The sequence below is a fragment of the Parvularcula sp. LCG005 genome (genome assembly GCF_032930845.1).
GTDB lineage: Bacteria > Pseudomonadota > Alphaproteobacteria > Caulobacterales > Parvularculaceae > Parvularcula.
In genome coordinates, this window is sequence record NZ_CP136758.1 from 812,291 (window position 1) to 828,013 (window position 15,723).

Genomic DNA, 15,723 nt, shown 5'->3' on the forward strand with positions numbered 1-15,723 from the left:
CCAGGTCGGTTTTGATGCGTCGTGCCGATTATCAGGTGGTGCAGGCGGTCGACGCGCGATACTCCGAAGGTGCAGCAGATGGTAATGACAGGTTAACGAGTGATTAACGTTCTCGTTCTGTTGTCTGTTTTCCGGGCGCTGCGTGGTTAAAACAGGATCAGGGTCGGTGAAACGACAAATCGAGGGGGCGACTGTGATGCGGCAGCCTGTCTGGCGACATAAACTGATCACCTTTGTCGAAGGCGCTGTATTTCAGAATACGGTGATGCTGCTGATCTGTCTGAACGCCATCGTGCTCGGCGTCGAGACACTGCCTGTGGGCAGAAATCATGCTGAACTGCTCAACATGGTCGACCAGACCTTTATTTCGTTTTTCATTCTTGAACTGGTCCTGCGCATCACCGCCTACGGACCTGCATTTTTCAGATCCGGCTGGAATATTGCGGACTTCCTGATCATCGTGACGTCGGCGCTGACCCACGCGACAGGTGTAGCCGCGTTCCGGGCATTCCGCATTCTGCGCCTCCTGCGGGTCGTCACGGTCATTCCGCGCATGCGGCTTGTCGTCAAAGCGCTGTTTGATGCCATTCCCGGCATTGTTTCGGTCGCCCTGGTGGCGCTGCTGATTGTCTATGTGTTCGCGGTCATCGCTTCGACGCTTTACGGGCCGACCCATCCGGCACTGTTCGGCGACGTCTTCACCTCGATGTACACACTGTTTCAGGTCATCACGCTCGAGGGGTGGCGAGACATTGCCGATGAAGTGAGTGAGGATCATAAATACGCGTGGGCGTTCTTTGTCATCTTCGTGCTGGTCGGGACCTTCACGATGCTGAACCTCTTCATCGCCATTGTGGTGCGTGTCGTCGAGGACGAAGCGGATGAGACCGAAGATCTTGTCCGCGATGAGACCAATCTGATCCTCGACAAGATTGCGATCGTGGCGGACCGTCTCGATACGATCGAGCAGAAGGTGGACGGCCTCAGCGGCTCTGCTGCCAGCTCGCCGGACGCTTCTCGATAAAGGCGGACAGACCCTCGCGCGCCTCGTCGGTGCGGCGAATACGGGCACTGGCCTTTGCCGCCTCATCGAGAATGGCCTGACCGACAGGCGCCTCGCCAAATGCATTGATGAGCGACTTGGTCTCCCGCAGGGACTGGGGACCGGCGGCCAATAGCTGCTCGACGAACCCGCCCACCGTTTCATCAAGATGCGCCCCAAGGCAGATGGCGTGCACGAGGCCAATCCGGCGAGCATCCTCCGCCGAGAAACTTTCTCCGGTCAGGAAATAGCGGCGCGCCTGATGCACACCGATGGCTTCGGTGACGAAGGGCCCGATCACGGCGGGGACCATGCCCAGCCGGACGGCGGGAAACGCGAACTGCGCTTCATCATCCGCCACCAGAATATCGCAGGCGACAGCCAGCCCGATCCCTGCGCCAAGCGCCGCGCCGTTGATCTTGGCGATGGTCGGTTTCGGGCAGGAGCGGATCTGGAAGAGAAGGTTGGCCAGCCGCCGCGCATCATCGGCCGACTTGCCCGCCGCCAGTCGCTCCATCCAGCTGATGTCGGTCCCGGCCGAGAATGACGGGCCATTGCCGGTCAGGATGACAGCCCGCACATCAGTGCGCCGGGCGAGGCTGACGATGGTCTGGGTCAGCTCGGCAATCAGTGCTTCATCGAGGGCATTATGCACATCGGGTCGGTTCATCGTGACCGTCACGATGCCAGCGTCCTCTGATTGGTCGAGAATGGGCGATGCGTTCATGATGGCGCTCCCTCAAGTGCGGTTTCAGGACGGGCTATACCGTCTCTTACGCGCTCGTGCGGTCTGATGTGCAAGCCACCTCGTCAGTGGGCGAGAGGTCAGCCGTGTCAGGCAGATCCCGGCGACAATGGCCAGGGCCGCCATATTCACCACCATCTCATCGACCTGCAGCGGGCCGCCGGCAGCGATCGAGAGGAGGATAAGGGCGCTTGCGACACCGGGCGCGCCGCCAAGCCAGACGAGGAACGTGCGATCCTGGGACGGTACATCGATGCCCTGCAGCGCCACAAAACGGGCAGCAGCCCTTCCAGCTACGACAAAGACAATAGCCGCCACCCAAAGCAACAGTTCAGGGTGCAGAAGGGTTGGCCCGATGACGAACCCGAAGGTCACCAGACCAATGGGTGTCAGAAGATGCTCGCCCGCCCGCCACAGGCGCGTACGCACCTCGCCTTTGATCGGGGCTTCGTGGCTGTACATGATGCCCGACGCCAGCGTGGCCATCACGGCATCGAGGCCGAGAAGGCGGGTGATGACATAGACGCCAGCGGCCACGAGGAACGGCATGACCGGCAGGGCCGCGGAGGAGGGCGGCAGCTTCCGTCCGGCCAGCAGGCCGATGGCACCGCCCACTGCGAAACCGGCGAGGGCGAGAAACAGGGGCTGTTCGTGGGGCGGTGTGCCGATGGCCGTGTCCGACGCCCCGGCTTCAATCAGCAGGACGAGGGGCAGGTAGAGAACCAGCGTGGTGGCGCCTTCGACCCGCGATGTAATCTTGGTGGCTTCATCAACAGGCGCTGTCAGGAGCGGCCCGGCGAGAAGCGGCGCCCCGCCCAGGAGGATAGCGGTCGAGGCGACGAACATGCTGAACACATCAAGACCTGGCACCAGCACAAAACCCGTGGCGATGAACATCAGCATGATGAGCGGCGGCGCGAAGAGACTGAGCCGGAAGGCAGCCGGAGAGACAATGCGCAAGCGCCCGATCCGACACTGCTGCGCCGCCAGAAACGCGAGAAGGGCGATGGCGAAATCGGCGACCAGCCTGATCAGTCCACCGTCGATCTCCGGCAGGCCCATGCGCTGATAGACAACGCCCAGCGCAATCGCGGCGAGCAGCGTCACAAGCGGGCGATCGGACAGGCGGCTCAACGCACCCCGGCGCATCGCCCCGAGAAACAGGGCGGCGAGAAAGATCAGGAAGATAGTGGTGTATAACGGGGTCATTCGGATGTGCTCTACCGCACTGTGACAAGCTTCGACAGCCGCGCAAAGCCTCTCACGCCCTAAAATAATCCCCATCGTTCTCCACACGATTATCCTGCCTGCCAAAAGCAACTGGCGAGGGTACCTGACAAATGACGAAATCCACGACCGCCTCCATCCAGCAACGACTTGGCAAAGCAATCGGTGATGTCGCGCCGACGCTGGCCGGTGCCCTTGGAGGACCCTTGGCCGGGGCTGCCGTAGGGACGATCTCGCGGGCCATTTTTGGCCGATCGGATGGCGATGTTGCAGGACTGGAAAACGTGATTCTGGCGCAATCGCCGGAGACGATGGTGGCCCTGCGCCGCGCCGAACTCGAGTTTCGGCGCGCCGTCATCGACGCCGACCTTGAAGGGCGACGCATTGCCGCAGACGATCGCGCCAATGCGCGGGCCCGTCAGATCGCGCTGAAAGACCTGACCCCAACCATCATGGGGATCACCGTCATCGGCGGCTTTTTCTTTGTTCTCTGCATCATGTTCTGGCGGGAGCTCCCGGCGGAAACTGACACGGAATTTTCCATCATGCTCGGCGCACTTGCGACCATGACCGCGGCCGTTGTGAATTACTTCTTTGGCTCCACCGCCGACAGCCGCGAAAAAACAAAAATCATGGCCGGTCAGCGTCCATGAAGACGCGCCGCTCCCTTTCAGGGGTTGCGGCCCGGGGGACAGCGACGCAAAAGCGCGTTCGCTTATGTCCAGACCTTCTTTACTCATCGTTGGCGGTGGCCTTGTCGGCCGGGCCCTGGCCTGGCGGATGGCAGCGCACCACGATGTAGCCCTCGTCACTGATGGGCAGGCAGCGGCCAGTTCGGCCGCTGCAGGCATGCTCGCGCCTGCGTTTGAGGCCCTGCATGACCGCGCGGTCCCTGCGCTGCACGCGCTGCTTGAAGACAGTCTGGCATATTGGGACGTCTTTGCGCATGATCTGATGGCGGCCAGTGATCAGAACATTGACTATCGTCGCAACGGCATCATCGGCATCGACTTTCCGCCCGGCGCCCTGCCGGGAGCGGTCGACATCCCCTTACCGGAAGGGATCCGAGGTACGCAGGCGGTATGTCTTGGCCATGAGGGACAGGTGGATCCGCGCCGTGTTCTGACCGCGCTGACGATTGCCTGTGAGCGTGCGGGGGTGGCATCCCATATCGGCCAAGTGGACGCGCTGGTGACCGAAGGCGGCGTTTGCCGGGGCGTGTCCCTCGATGATGGCACCCCCATGCTGGCGGACAGGGTAGTTATCGCGACTGGTGCGCGCGCCGCACTCGTCCCGCATTTGCAGGCGTTGATGGTCCCTGTTCGGGGGCGGGCATACCGAATCGCCCTGCCGGATCATGGGCTCGATCATGTTATCCGTACAGGGAGTATATACCTCTGCCCAAAGGCGGATGGTTCTCTCTATCTGGGGGCGACCGAAGAGACGGCGGACGGCGAAGACAATCGCCTTGATGATCTGTGGCAGGCGGGGTGTGAGCTGTTTCCTGCCCTTGTGGATGGACAGGTCACGGCCATTTTCGACGGACAACGACCGGGGATTCGCGGCGGTGAGCCGCGCATCGGTCGTGATGGTGACGTTGAAAATCTCTATGTCGGTCTGGGGCTGGACCGTAACGGCGTTCTTCTGACGCCGATTGTCACCGACCGGCTCGTCCGCCTGCTGACAGAAGACCAGTTCTAGATGTCTTCTGCCCGGCGGGCCTGACGCCGACGCCAGGCGCGTTTCCATGACCGTGGCCAGAAATGAGTGATGCGATAGCGGCGGCTGAGCCAGCTGGGCATGGCCGCGGGCTGATCGTCACGGTCGTCATCGCTGTCATCACCCGCATTTGAAGCGTGGTCCGGACGATCGGCCACCAGCGGCGCCATGACAACTGGCTCTTCGGCGGCGGCCTCTACCATGACGGGCTCGGCCTCTTCATGGGTCAGGTCCGGAAGTCCGGCCTCGTCGATGGCGGCTTCCACGGGGCAGGCAAGGTCCAGCTCGGAAAAGCCGTGGCTGTCGCCATTGTCGGTATCGCTCTCGTCAGGGGCTGTGTCCGGTGCCGGCTCGACGGCCACAGGCGCTTCGACGATATCGGTGGACAGGGCCTCGACATCAGGGGCCGCATTGTGACGCAAAAGATCGCTCATATCGCGCAGTTCGAGCGGCAACTCATCCATCAGGGAGCGGACAGGGCACTCCTGCGGCGTTCCCGATGCTGGCGTCATGGAGCGGACACGCTGGACGGCCGTGTTCTTGGCCACGGCGCCCGCGACGACAGAGCTCAATGTGGTGCGAAGCGTCGTCCCATACCCATCAAGGCGCAGGCCGTCGGCAAAATTGGTGGTCACGGCGATGCCGGGTGCCGCCTGGTCGAAGCCGCTGGTCATGGGAGTGCCATCTCCGGCCAGTAGCGGGCTCGCGTCGAAGTTCTGCTCCAGGCGACGCTGCAACAGGCGTGCGGAATCGGCGGCGAGCATGGCGGCGCGGCGTTCCTCAGCACGCTCTTGCTGTTCGGTCAGTTCCCGTTCGGCGGCTTTCTGCGCCTCTTGCGCAGCATGGAAGCGGCGCAGGGCGGCGCGCTTGGCTGCAACGATCCGGGCGCGGCGATTCTCCGTTGCCGTATCACGGGCGGTCTCTGCCTTTTTCAGGTCGAGCGGCTTGGTCGCTGGCTTCTCCGCCGTTGGGGCGGGGTCAGTAGTGGAGGCGGTATCGTCGGTGTCAGGGGCTTCGCCGCCAAGAGGACCCGCGCGCCCCAGCGCCTGACCCTGACCCGCGTCAAAGCCGACCGCTTTCAGCGCCGCGGCGGTGGCATCATCTTCGATACCGACGGCCACAACGCAAGCGCCTTTGCTCTGGGCAAATTCGATCAGCTCGGACAGGGCGGACAGGCCCGGACCGCCGCGGCTGGACCGCGCATAGCGCAGGATGTGGTTGCCGCCGGTCTTGATCTCCTGAAACGGAAACGGCTCCAGCGCCTGCATCGTCGCTGTCTCACGCGTGCGGACCTCGAGCGCCAGTTCACAGCCTGTGGCGGCGAGGCGCTCAAAATGATCCAGCTGCTGTAGCGACATCATTTCAGGGGATATCGGTGGACATTCCAGAACCAGTCGGCTGGCGGGGACGCCGGCATTGTGCAGGCACGCCTCGATATCCGCTGGCAGGGTGGGATCGGTCAGATCGCTGAGCCCCAGATTGATCGAGAGGCCGGTTTCGCCGCGGCCGTCCCATTTCACAAAACTGTCCACAGCCTGTTGCAGGACGTAGCGGGTCAACTCGCCGATACGGCCCTGGGCTTCAAAAAACTGGATGAACGCGCCGGGCGGCAGATTGCCAAGACCCGGATGGTCCCAGCGCACGAAGACTTCATGGCGCAGAAGGCTGCCATCCTCGAACGACTTTATAGGCTGGAAAACGGTTTCCAGATGGGCGTTCGCCAGTGCGTTGTCGATGTCGACTCTAGTCAGACGAACGGCACGAGCGCTCATTCTCCACCCATCTTTTCCGGAAGTGTGACCATAACAATCAATTTGTTAATGGCGCCTAAAACATTAGGTCCACCCCTGTCCACGGCGAGTTGCCCACCGATTAAGGCCGAATTATAGCGTTAACGCGTTGAAGAAAACCAGTTTTTTCCACAAGGCGTCAGTATTGGAACTGTTCCTCGAGGATTCGCTCTTCCAGACCTGCCCCCTGATCGAACAGCAGGCAGAGCTCAATATCATCGGCAATGGCCACTTTCACGCGCTCCACATCCCGGATCTCGATATTGTCAGCAGTCGCCGCGACGGTTCGAAAATCGGCGTCCTGCACCTCGAATTCCACCGCCGCTTCGTAGGGCAGCAGTGCACCGCGCCAGCGGCGCGGGCGGAATGGGCTGATCGGGGTCAGTGCGAGAAGGTTCGATGTAATGGGCAGGATCGGCCCATGGGCCGAGAGGTTGTAGGCCGTTGAACCCGCCGGTGTGGCGAGCAGGATGCCATCGCAGATCAGCTGATCCATCTGCACCTGTCCATTCACGCGGATCTTGATCCGGGCCGTCTGGCGGGTTTCCCGCAACAATGCGACCTCGTTGAAGGCCATGGCCTCATGGCTCTGGCCGCTGCTATCGGTCGCGTTCATGCGCAGGGGGTTGATCACCACCGGGCCCGCGACGGCAATGCGGTCGCGAAGATCAGACAGGCGATGCTCGTTCATGAGGAAGCCGACCGTGCCGCAATTCATCCCGTAGATCGGTTTGGGATCAGGCATGGTGTGGCGGAGCACTTCGAGAAGAGTGCCGTCACCGCCGAGGGCAACAATGACATCCGCTTCATCGCGGTCCACATCGCCATATCGTTTGACCAGCTCGGCACGCGCCTCTTGCGCCTTGGGGCGGTCGCTGGCGGCGAAATGCAGCTTCTCGGTGGCTCGTTTATCGCTCATGCCCGCTCTTAAAAGATATGCCGTGCCGCGGATAGGGGCTTGGTCGATACGATGGTGCGGCCTACGTTCATACAGGCGAACACAGTGCACCAATGGAGACCTGTACGATGGACGGATCCACGACCGCCACAAGCCAGCCGGCCATGTCAACGGGGCTGACCGGCCCCGCGCTCGACCCCCGCGATCTGCCCAGCCTGAAAGGGCAGGTCAGCGATGAAGAGTGGCGTATCCGGTGCGAATTGGCGGCAACCTACAGGCTGGCGGCCCTGTTCGGATGGGATGATCTTATCTTCACCCACATCTCGCATCGGTTACCCGATGAAGATGGCGAGCCGCGCTTTCTGATCAATCCGTATGGACTGCTGTTCGAAGAAATCACCGCATCCAGTCTTCTGAAAATCAATATGGATGGTCACAAGATCACCGATAGTCCCTATGCGGCCAATCCGGCGGGGTTCACGATCCATTCCGCCGTCCATGCTGCGCGCCATGACGCCATCTGTGTCCTTCATCTGCACACGCCGTATGGTGTCGCGGTCTCAGTGCAGGAAGACGGTCTGAAACGCTACACTCAGTTTGCGCTCGTGGTACATGATGACCTTGCCTATCACGGCTATGAAGGCATTGCGCTCAACCTTGATGAGCGTGAGCGCCTGATCGAGGACCTGGGCGAGAAGAACTGCATGTTGCTGCGGAACCACGGTACGCTGACGCTCGGTGCCAATTGCGGTATCGCTTTTGCGCGCATGTATTTTCTGGAGCGGGCCTGTGAGACGCAGATTCTTGCGCAAGCTGATAAACGCAAGCGCCTGACACAGGAGAACGCCAAGATGGCGGCGTTGGTTGCCAGCCAGGCGGCGCCGGGCTTTGTCCCCGGTATTGGCGATCGGCTGCTCTGGCCCGGTCTGTTGCGCCGATTGGCGCGGAATAATCCGGGCTGGGATCAATAAAAAAGGCCGGGATCAATCCCGGCCTTTCGTCATTCTTGCGACTGGTGATCAGCGCTGGTTCATCGGGACAAAGTCGCGACGGGCTGCGCCGGTATAGATCTGACGTGGACGGCCGATCTTCTGGTTCGGGTCTGACAGCATTTCCTGCCACTGGGCTATCCAGCCAACGGTCCGGGCCAGGGCGAAGAGGGCCGTGAACATGTCGGTCGGGAAGCCGAGCGCCCGCAGCGTGATACCGGAATAGAAGTCGATATTCGGATAGAGCTTTTTCTGGACGAAATATTCGTCTTCCAGCGCAATGCGCTCCAGCTCCTTGGCCACGGCGAAGATCGGATCTTTCAGCTCAAGAGCGTCAAGCACTTCGTTGGTCGCCTTTTTCATCACAGAGGCGCGGGGATCGTAGTTCTTGTAGACGCGGTGCCCAAAGCCCATCAGGCGGAATGGATCGTCCTTGTCCTTGGCGCGCTTGATGTATTCAGGGATCCGGTCAACCGTACCGATTTCCATCAGCATGCGGAGGGCGGCTTCGTTGGCGCCGCCATGGGCAGGGCCCCATAGGCAGGCGATGCCGGCAGCGATACACGCGAACGGGTTCGCACCGGAGGAGCCGGCGAGACGCACTGTCGAGGTCGACGCGTTCTGCTCGTGGTCCATGTGCAGGATGAAAATCTTGTCGAGTGCCGAGGCGGCAATCTTGTTGATCTCATATTCTTCAGCGGGAACGGAGAAACACATCTGCAGGAAGTTTTCAGTGTAGCTCAGATCGTTCCGTGGGAAGACGAAAGGCTGACCAACATTGTATTTGTGCGCCATGGCCGCAATCGTCGGCATTTTGGCGATCATCCGGTGCACGGCGATATTGCGGTGCTCTGGATCGTGGATGTCGGTTGAGTCGTGATAGAAAGCGGACAGGGCGCCAACGGCACCGCACATCACGGCCATCGGGTGCGCATCACGGCGGAAGCCGTTGAAGAAATTCTTGAAGTGCTCATGCACCATCGTGTGATAGGTGATGTTGTCCCGGAAATCGGTCAGACCGTCGGGCGTTGGCAGTTCACCGTGCAAAAGCAGATAGGCTGTCTCGATAAAATCAGATTGCTCGGCAAGCTGGTCGATCGGATAGCCGCGGTACAGAAGAATGCCTTCGTCACCATCAATATAGGTAATCTGGCTCTCGCAGGATGCAGTGGACGTATATCCTGGATCGAAGGTGAACTTGTCGAGCTGCTTGCCCAACGAGCGAATATCGATGACGTCCTGGCCGTGGGTGCCCGAGTAGACCGGGAACTCGACACCGTCGAGGCTCACCGCACCGGACTGTTTTAGTTTACTTTCCATCTTATCGCTCCATCCAAAAATATGGTCTTCGCTTTATCGTACTGCGACATATAGCTGTCCGCCCGAACGGGCCAACAGCCGTTTGCCGCACCGAATTGTGCGTCGCGACAATAGTCTTTCAAATCTGGTCCGCAAGTCTCGCGAGCGTTTCCTCTTTCCCCAACGCGTAAAGAGTGTTGCCCAAGCCCGGCGAAGGGTGTCCGCCGGTGACTGCGGCCCGGATAGGCGGGCCAATCTTACCAAACGACAGCGACCGTTCTGCTGCATAATCCTGCAACTCCTGGTCGATAACTGTCGCCTGCCACGACCCTATAGCGCCAAGCCTATTGCTAATGTCTTTAAGGATAATATCGGCGCCACCCTGTTTCAGCGGTTTTGCCGCCTTTCCGGTGATGTCGAGCGGCCGAGCGGCAAGAAGATAGGCGGCAGCGTCCGGAAGGTCCGAGAGAAGCCGGCAGCGCTCCTTCAACTGGGGTGCACCGCGATAAAGTCGCTCCATCTGCGCGTCTGACGGCCCCTTGGGCAGAAACTTGACGCCCCCGTCGATAAACGCACCGTCCTCCATCTGCTGCAGATAGTAGGCATTTGTCGCGGCCATTTTCTCAGGGTCGAGCCGCGCAGCGGATTTTGTGATCCCGCCAAGGTCAAATAGCTTCAGGGCCTGCTCGCGCGGTATGATCTCGTCATCCCCATGGGACCAGCCAAGGCGCAACAGCCCGTTCATCACCCCCTCGGGCAGATATCCCTGATCGCGATAGGCCTCGACCCCGAGCGCACCGTGACGTTTCGACAGCTTCTTGCCGTCCTCGCCATGGATCAGCGGGATGTGGGAGAATATCGGGAGGTCCCAGCCCAGCGCGTCGAATAGCTGCTTCTGGCGACCACCATTGATCAGGTGATCATCGCCGCGAATGACGTGGGTCACGCCCATATCATGGTCGTCGACCACCACGGCCAGCATGTAGGTTGGCGTGCCGTCGGACCGCAAAAGAACCATGTCATCAAGGGCATGGTTGGGAAAGCTCACTTCGCCCTGAACCTTGTCCTGCAGAACGGTGTGACCCTCCAACGGGGCTTTGAGCCGCACTGAATAGGGGCCATCGGGTGTCGGTCCGGTATGATCGCGCCAGGGGCTCGTGAACCGTGTGTTGCTGTCGCGGGCTGTCTGCCGGGCGGCTTCAAGCTCATCACCGGCCAGCCAGCATCGATAAGCATGGCCAGTGTCGAGCAGGGATCGCACGGCCTCAGCATGGCGTTCCGCCCGCTCAAACTGGCTGATCGGCTCACCATCCCAGTCGAGGCCCAGCCAGGTCAGTCCGTCCGTGATGGCCTTCACCGCGTCGGCATTGTGACGCGCCCGGTCGGTGTCCTCGATACGCAGCAGAAATTGTGAGCCGGGTGCCGCCTGAGCCCCACGGGCATAGAGCCAGTTGAACAGCGCGGTCCGCGCGCCACCGATATGCAGATAGCCGGTGGGTGAGGGGGCGAAACGCGTCACAATACGCTGGCGGTCTGCCATGGCGGCTCCTTCGGTCTGGAAAGTGAGAGGGTCCTAAGCGGGACCGGCGGAATTGAAAAGGGACCGGCCCCCACTGCGATAAATGCTATTATTTGCGGTTCGCCAGCGCGATAGTATCTCTCCTTTCACGTGACAGGGGTGGGCATGAGGGAACGCCTGGCGAGATGGGCGGTGATGGAAGCGGGCAGGCTTATTCTGTGGGCGCCGGTCTTCATGATTGTCGGCATCGCAGTCTATTTCTCGCTTCCCCAAGAGCCGGCTTTCCAGTGGGGAGGCGTCGGTCTCGTCTTTTCAGCGGCGCTGTCCGTCTTTGCCCTCAGGCGGCGCTGGGGCGTTGCGGCGTGGTGGGCCCGGGCCGTCTTCATGTTGATATTGGGATTTGCGCTGGCGCAGGTCAGGACAATGTCAGTGACGGCCCCCATGATCATGCAGACAACGGACATCCTGCCGGTTGAGGGCTATCTGGAACGGATAGAGCAGCGTCCAGGCTCCCAGCGCTGGACCGTCCGGACGACCCGTATCGGCGGTATGCCGAGCGAGACATTGCCCCATCTGATCCGGGTGACGAGGCGCGGGTGGCCGGGGGAAGCGCGACCGGGAGACCTTGTGTCTTTCCGCGCCAGTCTGTCACCGCCGCCGGCACCGGCACTGCCCGGCGGCTTTGATTATGGGCGGCAACTGTTCTTTGAACGGATAGGCGCGGTGGGCTTTTCTGTCACGCCATCGCGAACGATGTGGCGACCCGAACGACCGCCGCTGGCCGCCCACATCGACGATCTCAGAACGCGTATTGCAGATCGCATTATCGAGAAAGCAGGCGACCGGAACGGCCCCGTTCTCGCTGCCCTTGTCACAGGCCAGCGGGAGCGGATCGATCCTGACATCGTTGACCAGTTGCGGGATACGGGCCTCGCGCACCTTCTGGCGATTTCCGGCCTGCATATGGGTCTCGTTTGCGGCTTTATCTATTTCGGGGTCAGGACCGTCCTGGTACGGATTGAGGCGCTGGCGCTATACTATCCGGTGCGCAAATGGGCAGCGGTGGCGGCGCTGCTGGGCGGGACAGTCTACCTGTCACTGTCGGGCGGCGCCTGGTCAGCCCAGCGCGCCTATATCATGGCGGTCATCAGCTTTGGCGCCATCCTGTTCGACCGACAGGCCATCAGCCTGCGGAACGTGGCTTTCGTCGCCATCATCATTCTGGTCATGCGGCCAGAGGCGGCGATGTCGGCCGGGTTCCAGATGTCATTTGCAGCGGTCACAGCGCTGACCGCGACCTATCTTGCCTGGAACCATAAAGGACGACGGGCGCGGCGCGGTCTCCTGTCGCGCGCCGGACTATTTCTTGGGGGGCTCAGCACCACCAGCCTGATCGCCGGCCTGGCCACGACGCCCTTTGCCATCTTTCATTTTCACCGGGTGGCCCATTTTGGTCTGCCGACGAACATTCTTGTCATGCCCATCGTGACAACGGCGGTCATTCCGGTCGCCGTCCTTGGACTGATGGCCATGCCGTTCGGCCTGGACGGACCGTTCTGGTGGGTGGCGGCGACCTCCATTGAAGTCGTGCTGACAATTACCGGGAAAATGGCCGCGCTGCCCCATGCGGTTGGTCTCGTGCCCCAATGGCCGGGCAGTGCCTTTGTCCTACTGGTAGGCGCGCTACTCGCGCTCTGTCTGCTGCGCGCGCCCTGGCGCTGGGCCAGTGCGGCGGCGCTACCTGTTGCTTTCCTCCTTGTATGGATGACGCCGCGACCTGTGCTCTTCGTCGCCGAGGAAGCGGCGAATGTCGGCTTCAGACCGCCAGCGGTGCAGACGCTCCACGTCGCCAATCGTCGCCGGGAACGCTTCGCCATGACCCAGTGGCGGCATTATTTCGGCCTTGATCCCGACGCCCGGCTGTCCGCCCTGACGGATCTGTGTCGGGAAGACCGCTGTCAGGCCGAAATGGAGGGGCCGTATCGACTGAGCGTGGCCACGACGTCCGAGGCGGCTGCATTGGCCTGCCGCGAAGATGATGTGGTCATCGCCGTCCTGTGGGAAGAGCGCGGCCTGCGTCGCTCGTGCCGCGCGCTTCTGTTCACGGCCGACAGCGTGTCGCGAACCGGACCGGTCAGCGTGCTGGCATCGGCAAAGGGCCTGCAGGTCCGGACGGTGAATGACTATCGCGGCAACCGTCCGTGGACGCACGGCACACGCTCCTCACCGTCCACGGGCCTTGGAGGCTGATGCAAGATCAGGCGAGGGGCGGCCGGCTCGCAAACATCATGTAGTTGACGGACATGTCTTCGGTCACCTTCCAGGCATCGGCAAAGGGCTGATAGCTGACACCATTCAGGCTCTCGATCTTCAGACCCGCTGTCTCCAACGCCTTGCGGACTTCGGATGGTTTGACGAATTTGCGCGGATCATGCGTACCCGGCGGCAACCAGCGAAGAACATATTCTGCGCCGATCTTGGCGGTCAGCAGGGCCTTGGCGGTCCGGTTGATCGTCGCGACGCCCATCATGCCGCCCGATTTCACGAGGGCGGCCGACTCGCCAAGGAACAGATTGATATCGGCGACATGCTCCACAACCTCAAGATTGAGAACGACATCGAACGGCGCTTCGCCGCTGGCCACCAGATCTTCAACGGTCGTGTGGCGATAGTCGATGTCGACATTATGCTCCATCGCATGGGCCATGGCCGTCTTCACATTTCGCTCTGCCGCATCAATGCCGACCACCGTCGCCCCAAGGCGGCGCATGGGTTCGGACACAAGGCCGCCGCCACAACCGATATCCAGCAGGCGGAGACCTTCCAGCGGCTTTTTCGCCGTGCGATCTAGGCCGAAATGCCCGCAGATCCGATCCTTGATCAGGGTCAGGCGCACGGGATTGAATTTGTGCAGCGGTTTGAACTTGCCGGTTGGGTCCCACCACTCGGCCGCCATCTTCGAAAATTTGTCGACTTCTGCTGGGTCGATGGTCGTCTGGCCGGTCATTTCGCCCGTTTCCTCTCGTCTCGTGATAGCTGGAACCGATCCTTGGTCCTCAAGCTGTCTAAAATAGACGTTTATGCCAAAAGCTGAGCAAAAACGTTCCAAAAGTAATTTATCCTTCGGCCCGTCACCGCTTGCGGTGGTGGACGTCATCCCTTAGCTAGGCTGCTCTTTGATGGAGACGAAGGAAGATGTTGTGCGTGTTTTAGACGCATCCTTGTCGCTACGCGACCGTTCACCTCACGCTGATCGCCTGGTGATGAAATTCGGTGGGACGTCCGTGGCGACTGTTGAGCGTATCGAGCGCGTGGCTCGCCACGTTATCGCGGCACGCAAGGATGGTTACAAGGTGGTGGTCAATCTGTCGGCCATGGCGGGGGAAACCGATCGCCTCGTTGGCCTGACGGAAATGGCGGGTCGGGGCGATGTGTCTCGTACGGCGGATTACGATGCCGTGGTGTCGACGGGAGAACAGGTGACCGCCGGGCTTCTGGCGATCATTCTGCGGCGCCAGGGAATTCCCGCGCGCAGTTTCGCCGGATGGCAGGTGCCGCTGGTGACCGATGACACTCACGGTTCAGCCGAGATTATCGATATTGATGCGACGGCGTTCGAAACCTCGTTTGAACGGGGTGAGGTGGCGGTTGTCGCAGGATTTCAGGGGGTGACGGCTGATGGCCGCGTGACGACGTTGGGCCGTGGCGGCTCTGACACCACCGCGGTTGCCTTCGCCGCTGCGATCAATGCGGCGCGATGTGACATCTATACCGATGTGGATGGGGTCTATACAACGGACCCACGCATCGTGCCTGACGCGCGTCGCCTCGACCGTATTTCTTTTGAAGAAATGCTCGAAATGGCATCGCAGGGGGCCAAAGTGCTCCAGACCCGAAGTGTTGGCCTCGCCATGAATCATGGCGTGCAGGTTCGCGTACTGTCCAGTCTGTGCGAGCCCGGCGAAAAGGCCGCCTGTACGATTATTGTTGATGAGGATGACATCATGGAACGCCGTGTCGTTTCCGCCGTGGTGCCGAGCCGCGCCGAAGCCAAGATCAGCCTGCTGGGTGTGCCGAACATTCCTGGCCGCTCCGCCATTATCTTTGCTGCCCTTGCGGACGGCAAGGTGAACATTGATATGATTGTCCAGAGCCAGGCCCGGACCGGCGAAGCCGCCAACCTGTCCTTTACCCTGAAGGAAGGCGACGTTGCGCGCGCTCTGGCCGTACTGGCAGAGTACAAGGACGAGATCGGGTTTTCCGATATCGTCGCCGATCAGAACGTGTCCAAGGTGTCGATCATTGGCGTAGGGATGAATGACCATTCCGGCGTTGCGGCGAAGATGTTCAAGACGCTGGGGGACCGGTCGATCAACATTCAGAATATCTCCACGTCGGAAATCAAGATTTCCGTGCTGATCCCCAGCGAATATACCGAACTGGCTGTGCGGGCCTTGCACGACGCCTTTTCCCTGGGTGAGGTGCGATAGGCTTT

General features: G+C 61.1%; 13 protein-coding genes. 6 read left to right on the forward strand and 7 right to left on the reverse strand.

Going from position 1 to position 15,723, the window contains the following annotated elements:
• Window positions 1–196: 196 nt before the first annotated feature.
• A complete protein-coding gene (locus RUI03_RS03800; protein ID WP_317288960.1) occupies window positions 197–1,024 on the forward strand; it encodes an ion transporter in 828 nt (275 codons plus the stop codon).
• Here the strand turns inward: RUI03_RS03800 and RUI03_RS03805 are convergent.
• Entirely contained in the window at window positions 984–1,769 is a 786-nt protein-coding gene (locus tag RUI03_RS03805; RefSeq protein WP_317288961.1) for an enoyl-CoA hydratase-related protein, read from the reverse strand. The genes RUI03_RS03800 and RUI03_RS03805 overlap by 41 nt on opposite strands.
• A 24-nt stretch (window positions 1,770–1,793) precedes the next feature.
• The gene (locus tag RUI03_RS03810; protein ID WP_317288962.1) at window positions 1,794–2,996 is read right to left on the reverse strand and encodes a cation:proton antiporter; all 1,203 of its coding nucleotides are present in this window, start codon (window positions 2,994–2,996) and stop codon (window positions 1,794–1,796) included.
• A gap of 131 nt (window positions 2,997–3,127) precedes the next feature.
• Here RUI03_RS03810 and RUI03_RS03815 point away from each other — a divergent pair, with 131 nt between their 5' ends.
• Window positions 3,128–3,667, forward strand: coding sequence for a hypothetical protein (locus RUI03_RS03815; RefSeq protein WP_317288963.1), 540 nt, complete (start codon window positions 3,128–3,130; stop codon window positions 3,665–3,667).
• Between the two features lie 64 nt (window positions 3,668–3,731).
• A complete protein-coding gene (locus RUI03_RS03820; RefSeq protein WP_317288964.1) occupies window positions 3,732–4,715 on the forward strand; it encodes an NAD(P)/FAD-dependent oxidoreductase in 984 nt (327 codons plus the stop codon).
• On the opposite strand, the gene RUI03_RS03825 is transcribed toward RUI03_RS03820, so the two are convergent.
• Both RUI03_RS03825 and RUI03_RS03830 read right to left on the reverse strand, forming a co-directional pair.
• The gene (locus RUI03_RS03825) at window positions 4,712–6,505 is read right to left on the reverse strand and encodes an EAL domain-containing protein (RefSeq protein ID WP_317288965.1); all 1,794 of its coding nucleotides are present in this window, start codon (window positions 6,503–6,505) and stop codon (window positions 4,712–4,714) included. The two genes, RUI03_RS03820 and RUI03_RS03825, sit on opposite strands and share 4 nt — an antisense overlap.
• Before the next feature lie 157 nt (window positions 6,506–6,662).
• Window positions 6,663–7,442, reverse strand: a complete 780-nt coding sequence (locus tag RUI03_RS03830; protein ID WP_317288966.1) for an NAD kinase — start codon at window positions 7,440–7,442, stop codon at window positions 6,663–6,665.
• Between the two features lie 107 nt (window positions 7,443–7,549).
• Here RUI03_RS03830 and RUI03_RS03835 point away from each other — a divergent pair, with 107 nt between their 5' ends.
• The gene (locus RUI03_RS03835; protein WP_317288967.1) at window positions 7,550–8,392 is read left to right on the forward strand and encodes a class II aldolase/adducin family protein; all 843 of its coding nucleotides are present in this window, start codon (window positions 7,550–7,552) and stop codon (window positions 8,390–8,392) included.
• A gap of 48 nt (window positions 8,393–8,440) precedes the next feature.
• On the opposite strand, the gene RUI03_RS03840 is transcribed toward RUI03_RS03835, so the two are convergent.
• Both RUI03_RS03840 and gltX read right to left on the reverse strand, forming a co-directional pair.
• Entirely contained in the window at window positions 8,441–9,730 is a 1,290-nt protein-coding gene (locus tag RUI03_RS03840; RefSeq protein WP_317288968.1) for a citrate synthase, read from the reverse strand.
• 118 nt (window positions 9,731–9,848) lie between these two features.
• Window positions 9,849–11,249: a glutamate--tRNA ligase gene (gene gltX, locus RUI03_RS03845; protein ID WP_317288969.1), complete on the reverse strand. Its 1,401-nt coding sequence runs from the start codon at window positions 11,247–11,249 to the stop codon at window positions 9,849–9,851.
• Between the two features lie 144 nt (window positions 11,250–11,393).
• Here gltX and RUI03_RS03850 point away from each other — a divergent pair, with 144 nt between their 5' ends.
• Complete coding sequence (locus tag RUI03_RS03850; RefSeq protein WP_317288970.1) at window positions 11,394–13,478, forward strand: ComEC/Rec2 family competence protein; 2,085 nt, start codon at window positions 11,394–11,396, stop codon at window positions 13,476–13,478.
• Window positions 13,479–13,485: 7 nt separating this feature from the next.
• Here the strand turns inward: RUI03_RS03850 and ubiG are convergent, their stop codons facing one another.
• The gene (gene ubiG / locus RUI03_RS03855; RefSeq protein ID WP_317288971.1) at window positions 13,486–14,235 is read right to left on the reverse strand and encodes a bifunctional 2-polyprenyl-6-hydroxyphenol methylase/3-demethylubiquinol 3-O-methyltransferase UbiG; all 750 of its coding nucleotides are present in this window, start codon (window positions 14,233–14,235) and stop codon (window positions 13,486–13,488) included.
• Between the two features lie 256 nt (window positions 14,236–14,491).
• On the opposite strand from ubiG, the gene RUI03_RS03860 reads away from it, so the two are divergent.
• Window positions 14,492–15,718: an aspartate kinase gene (locus RUI03_RS03860; RefSeq protein WP_410795914.1), complete on the forward strand. Its 1,227-nt coding sequence runs from the start codon at window positions 14,492–14,494 to the stop codon at window positions 15,716–15,718.
• The last annotated feature ends 5 nt before the right edge of the window (window positions 15,719–15,723 follow it).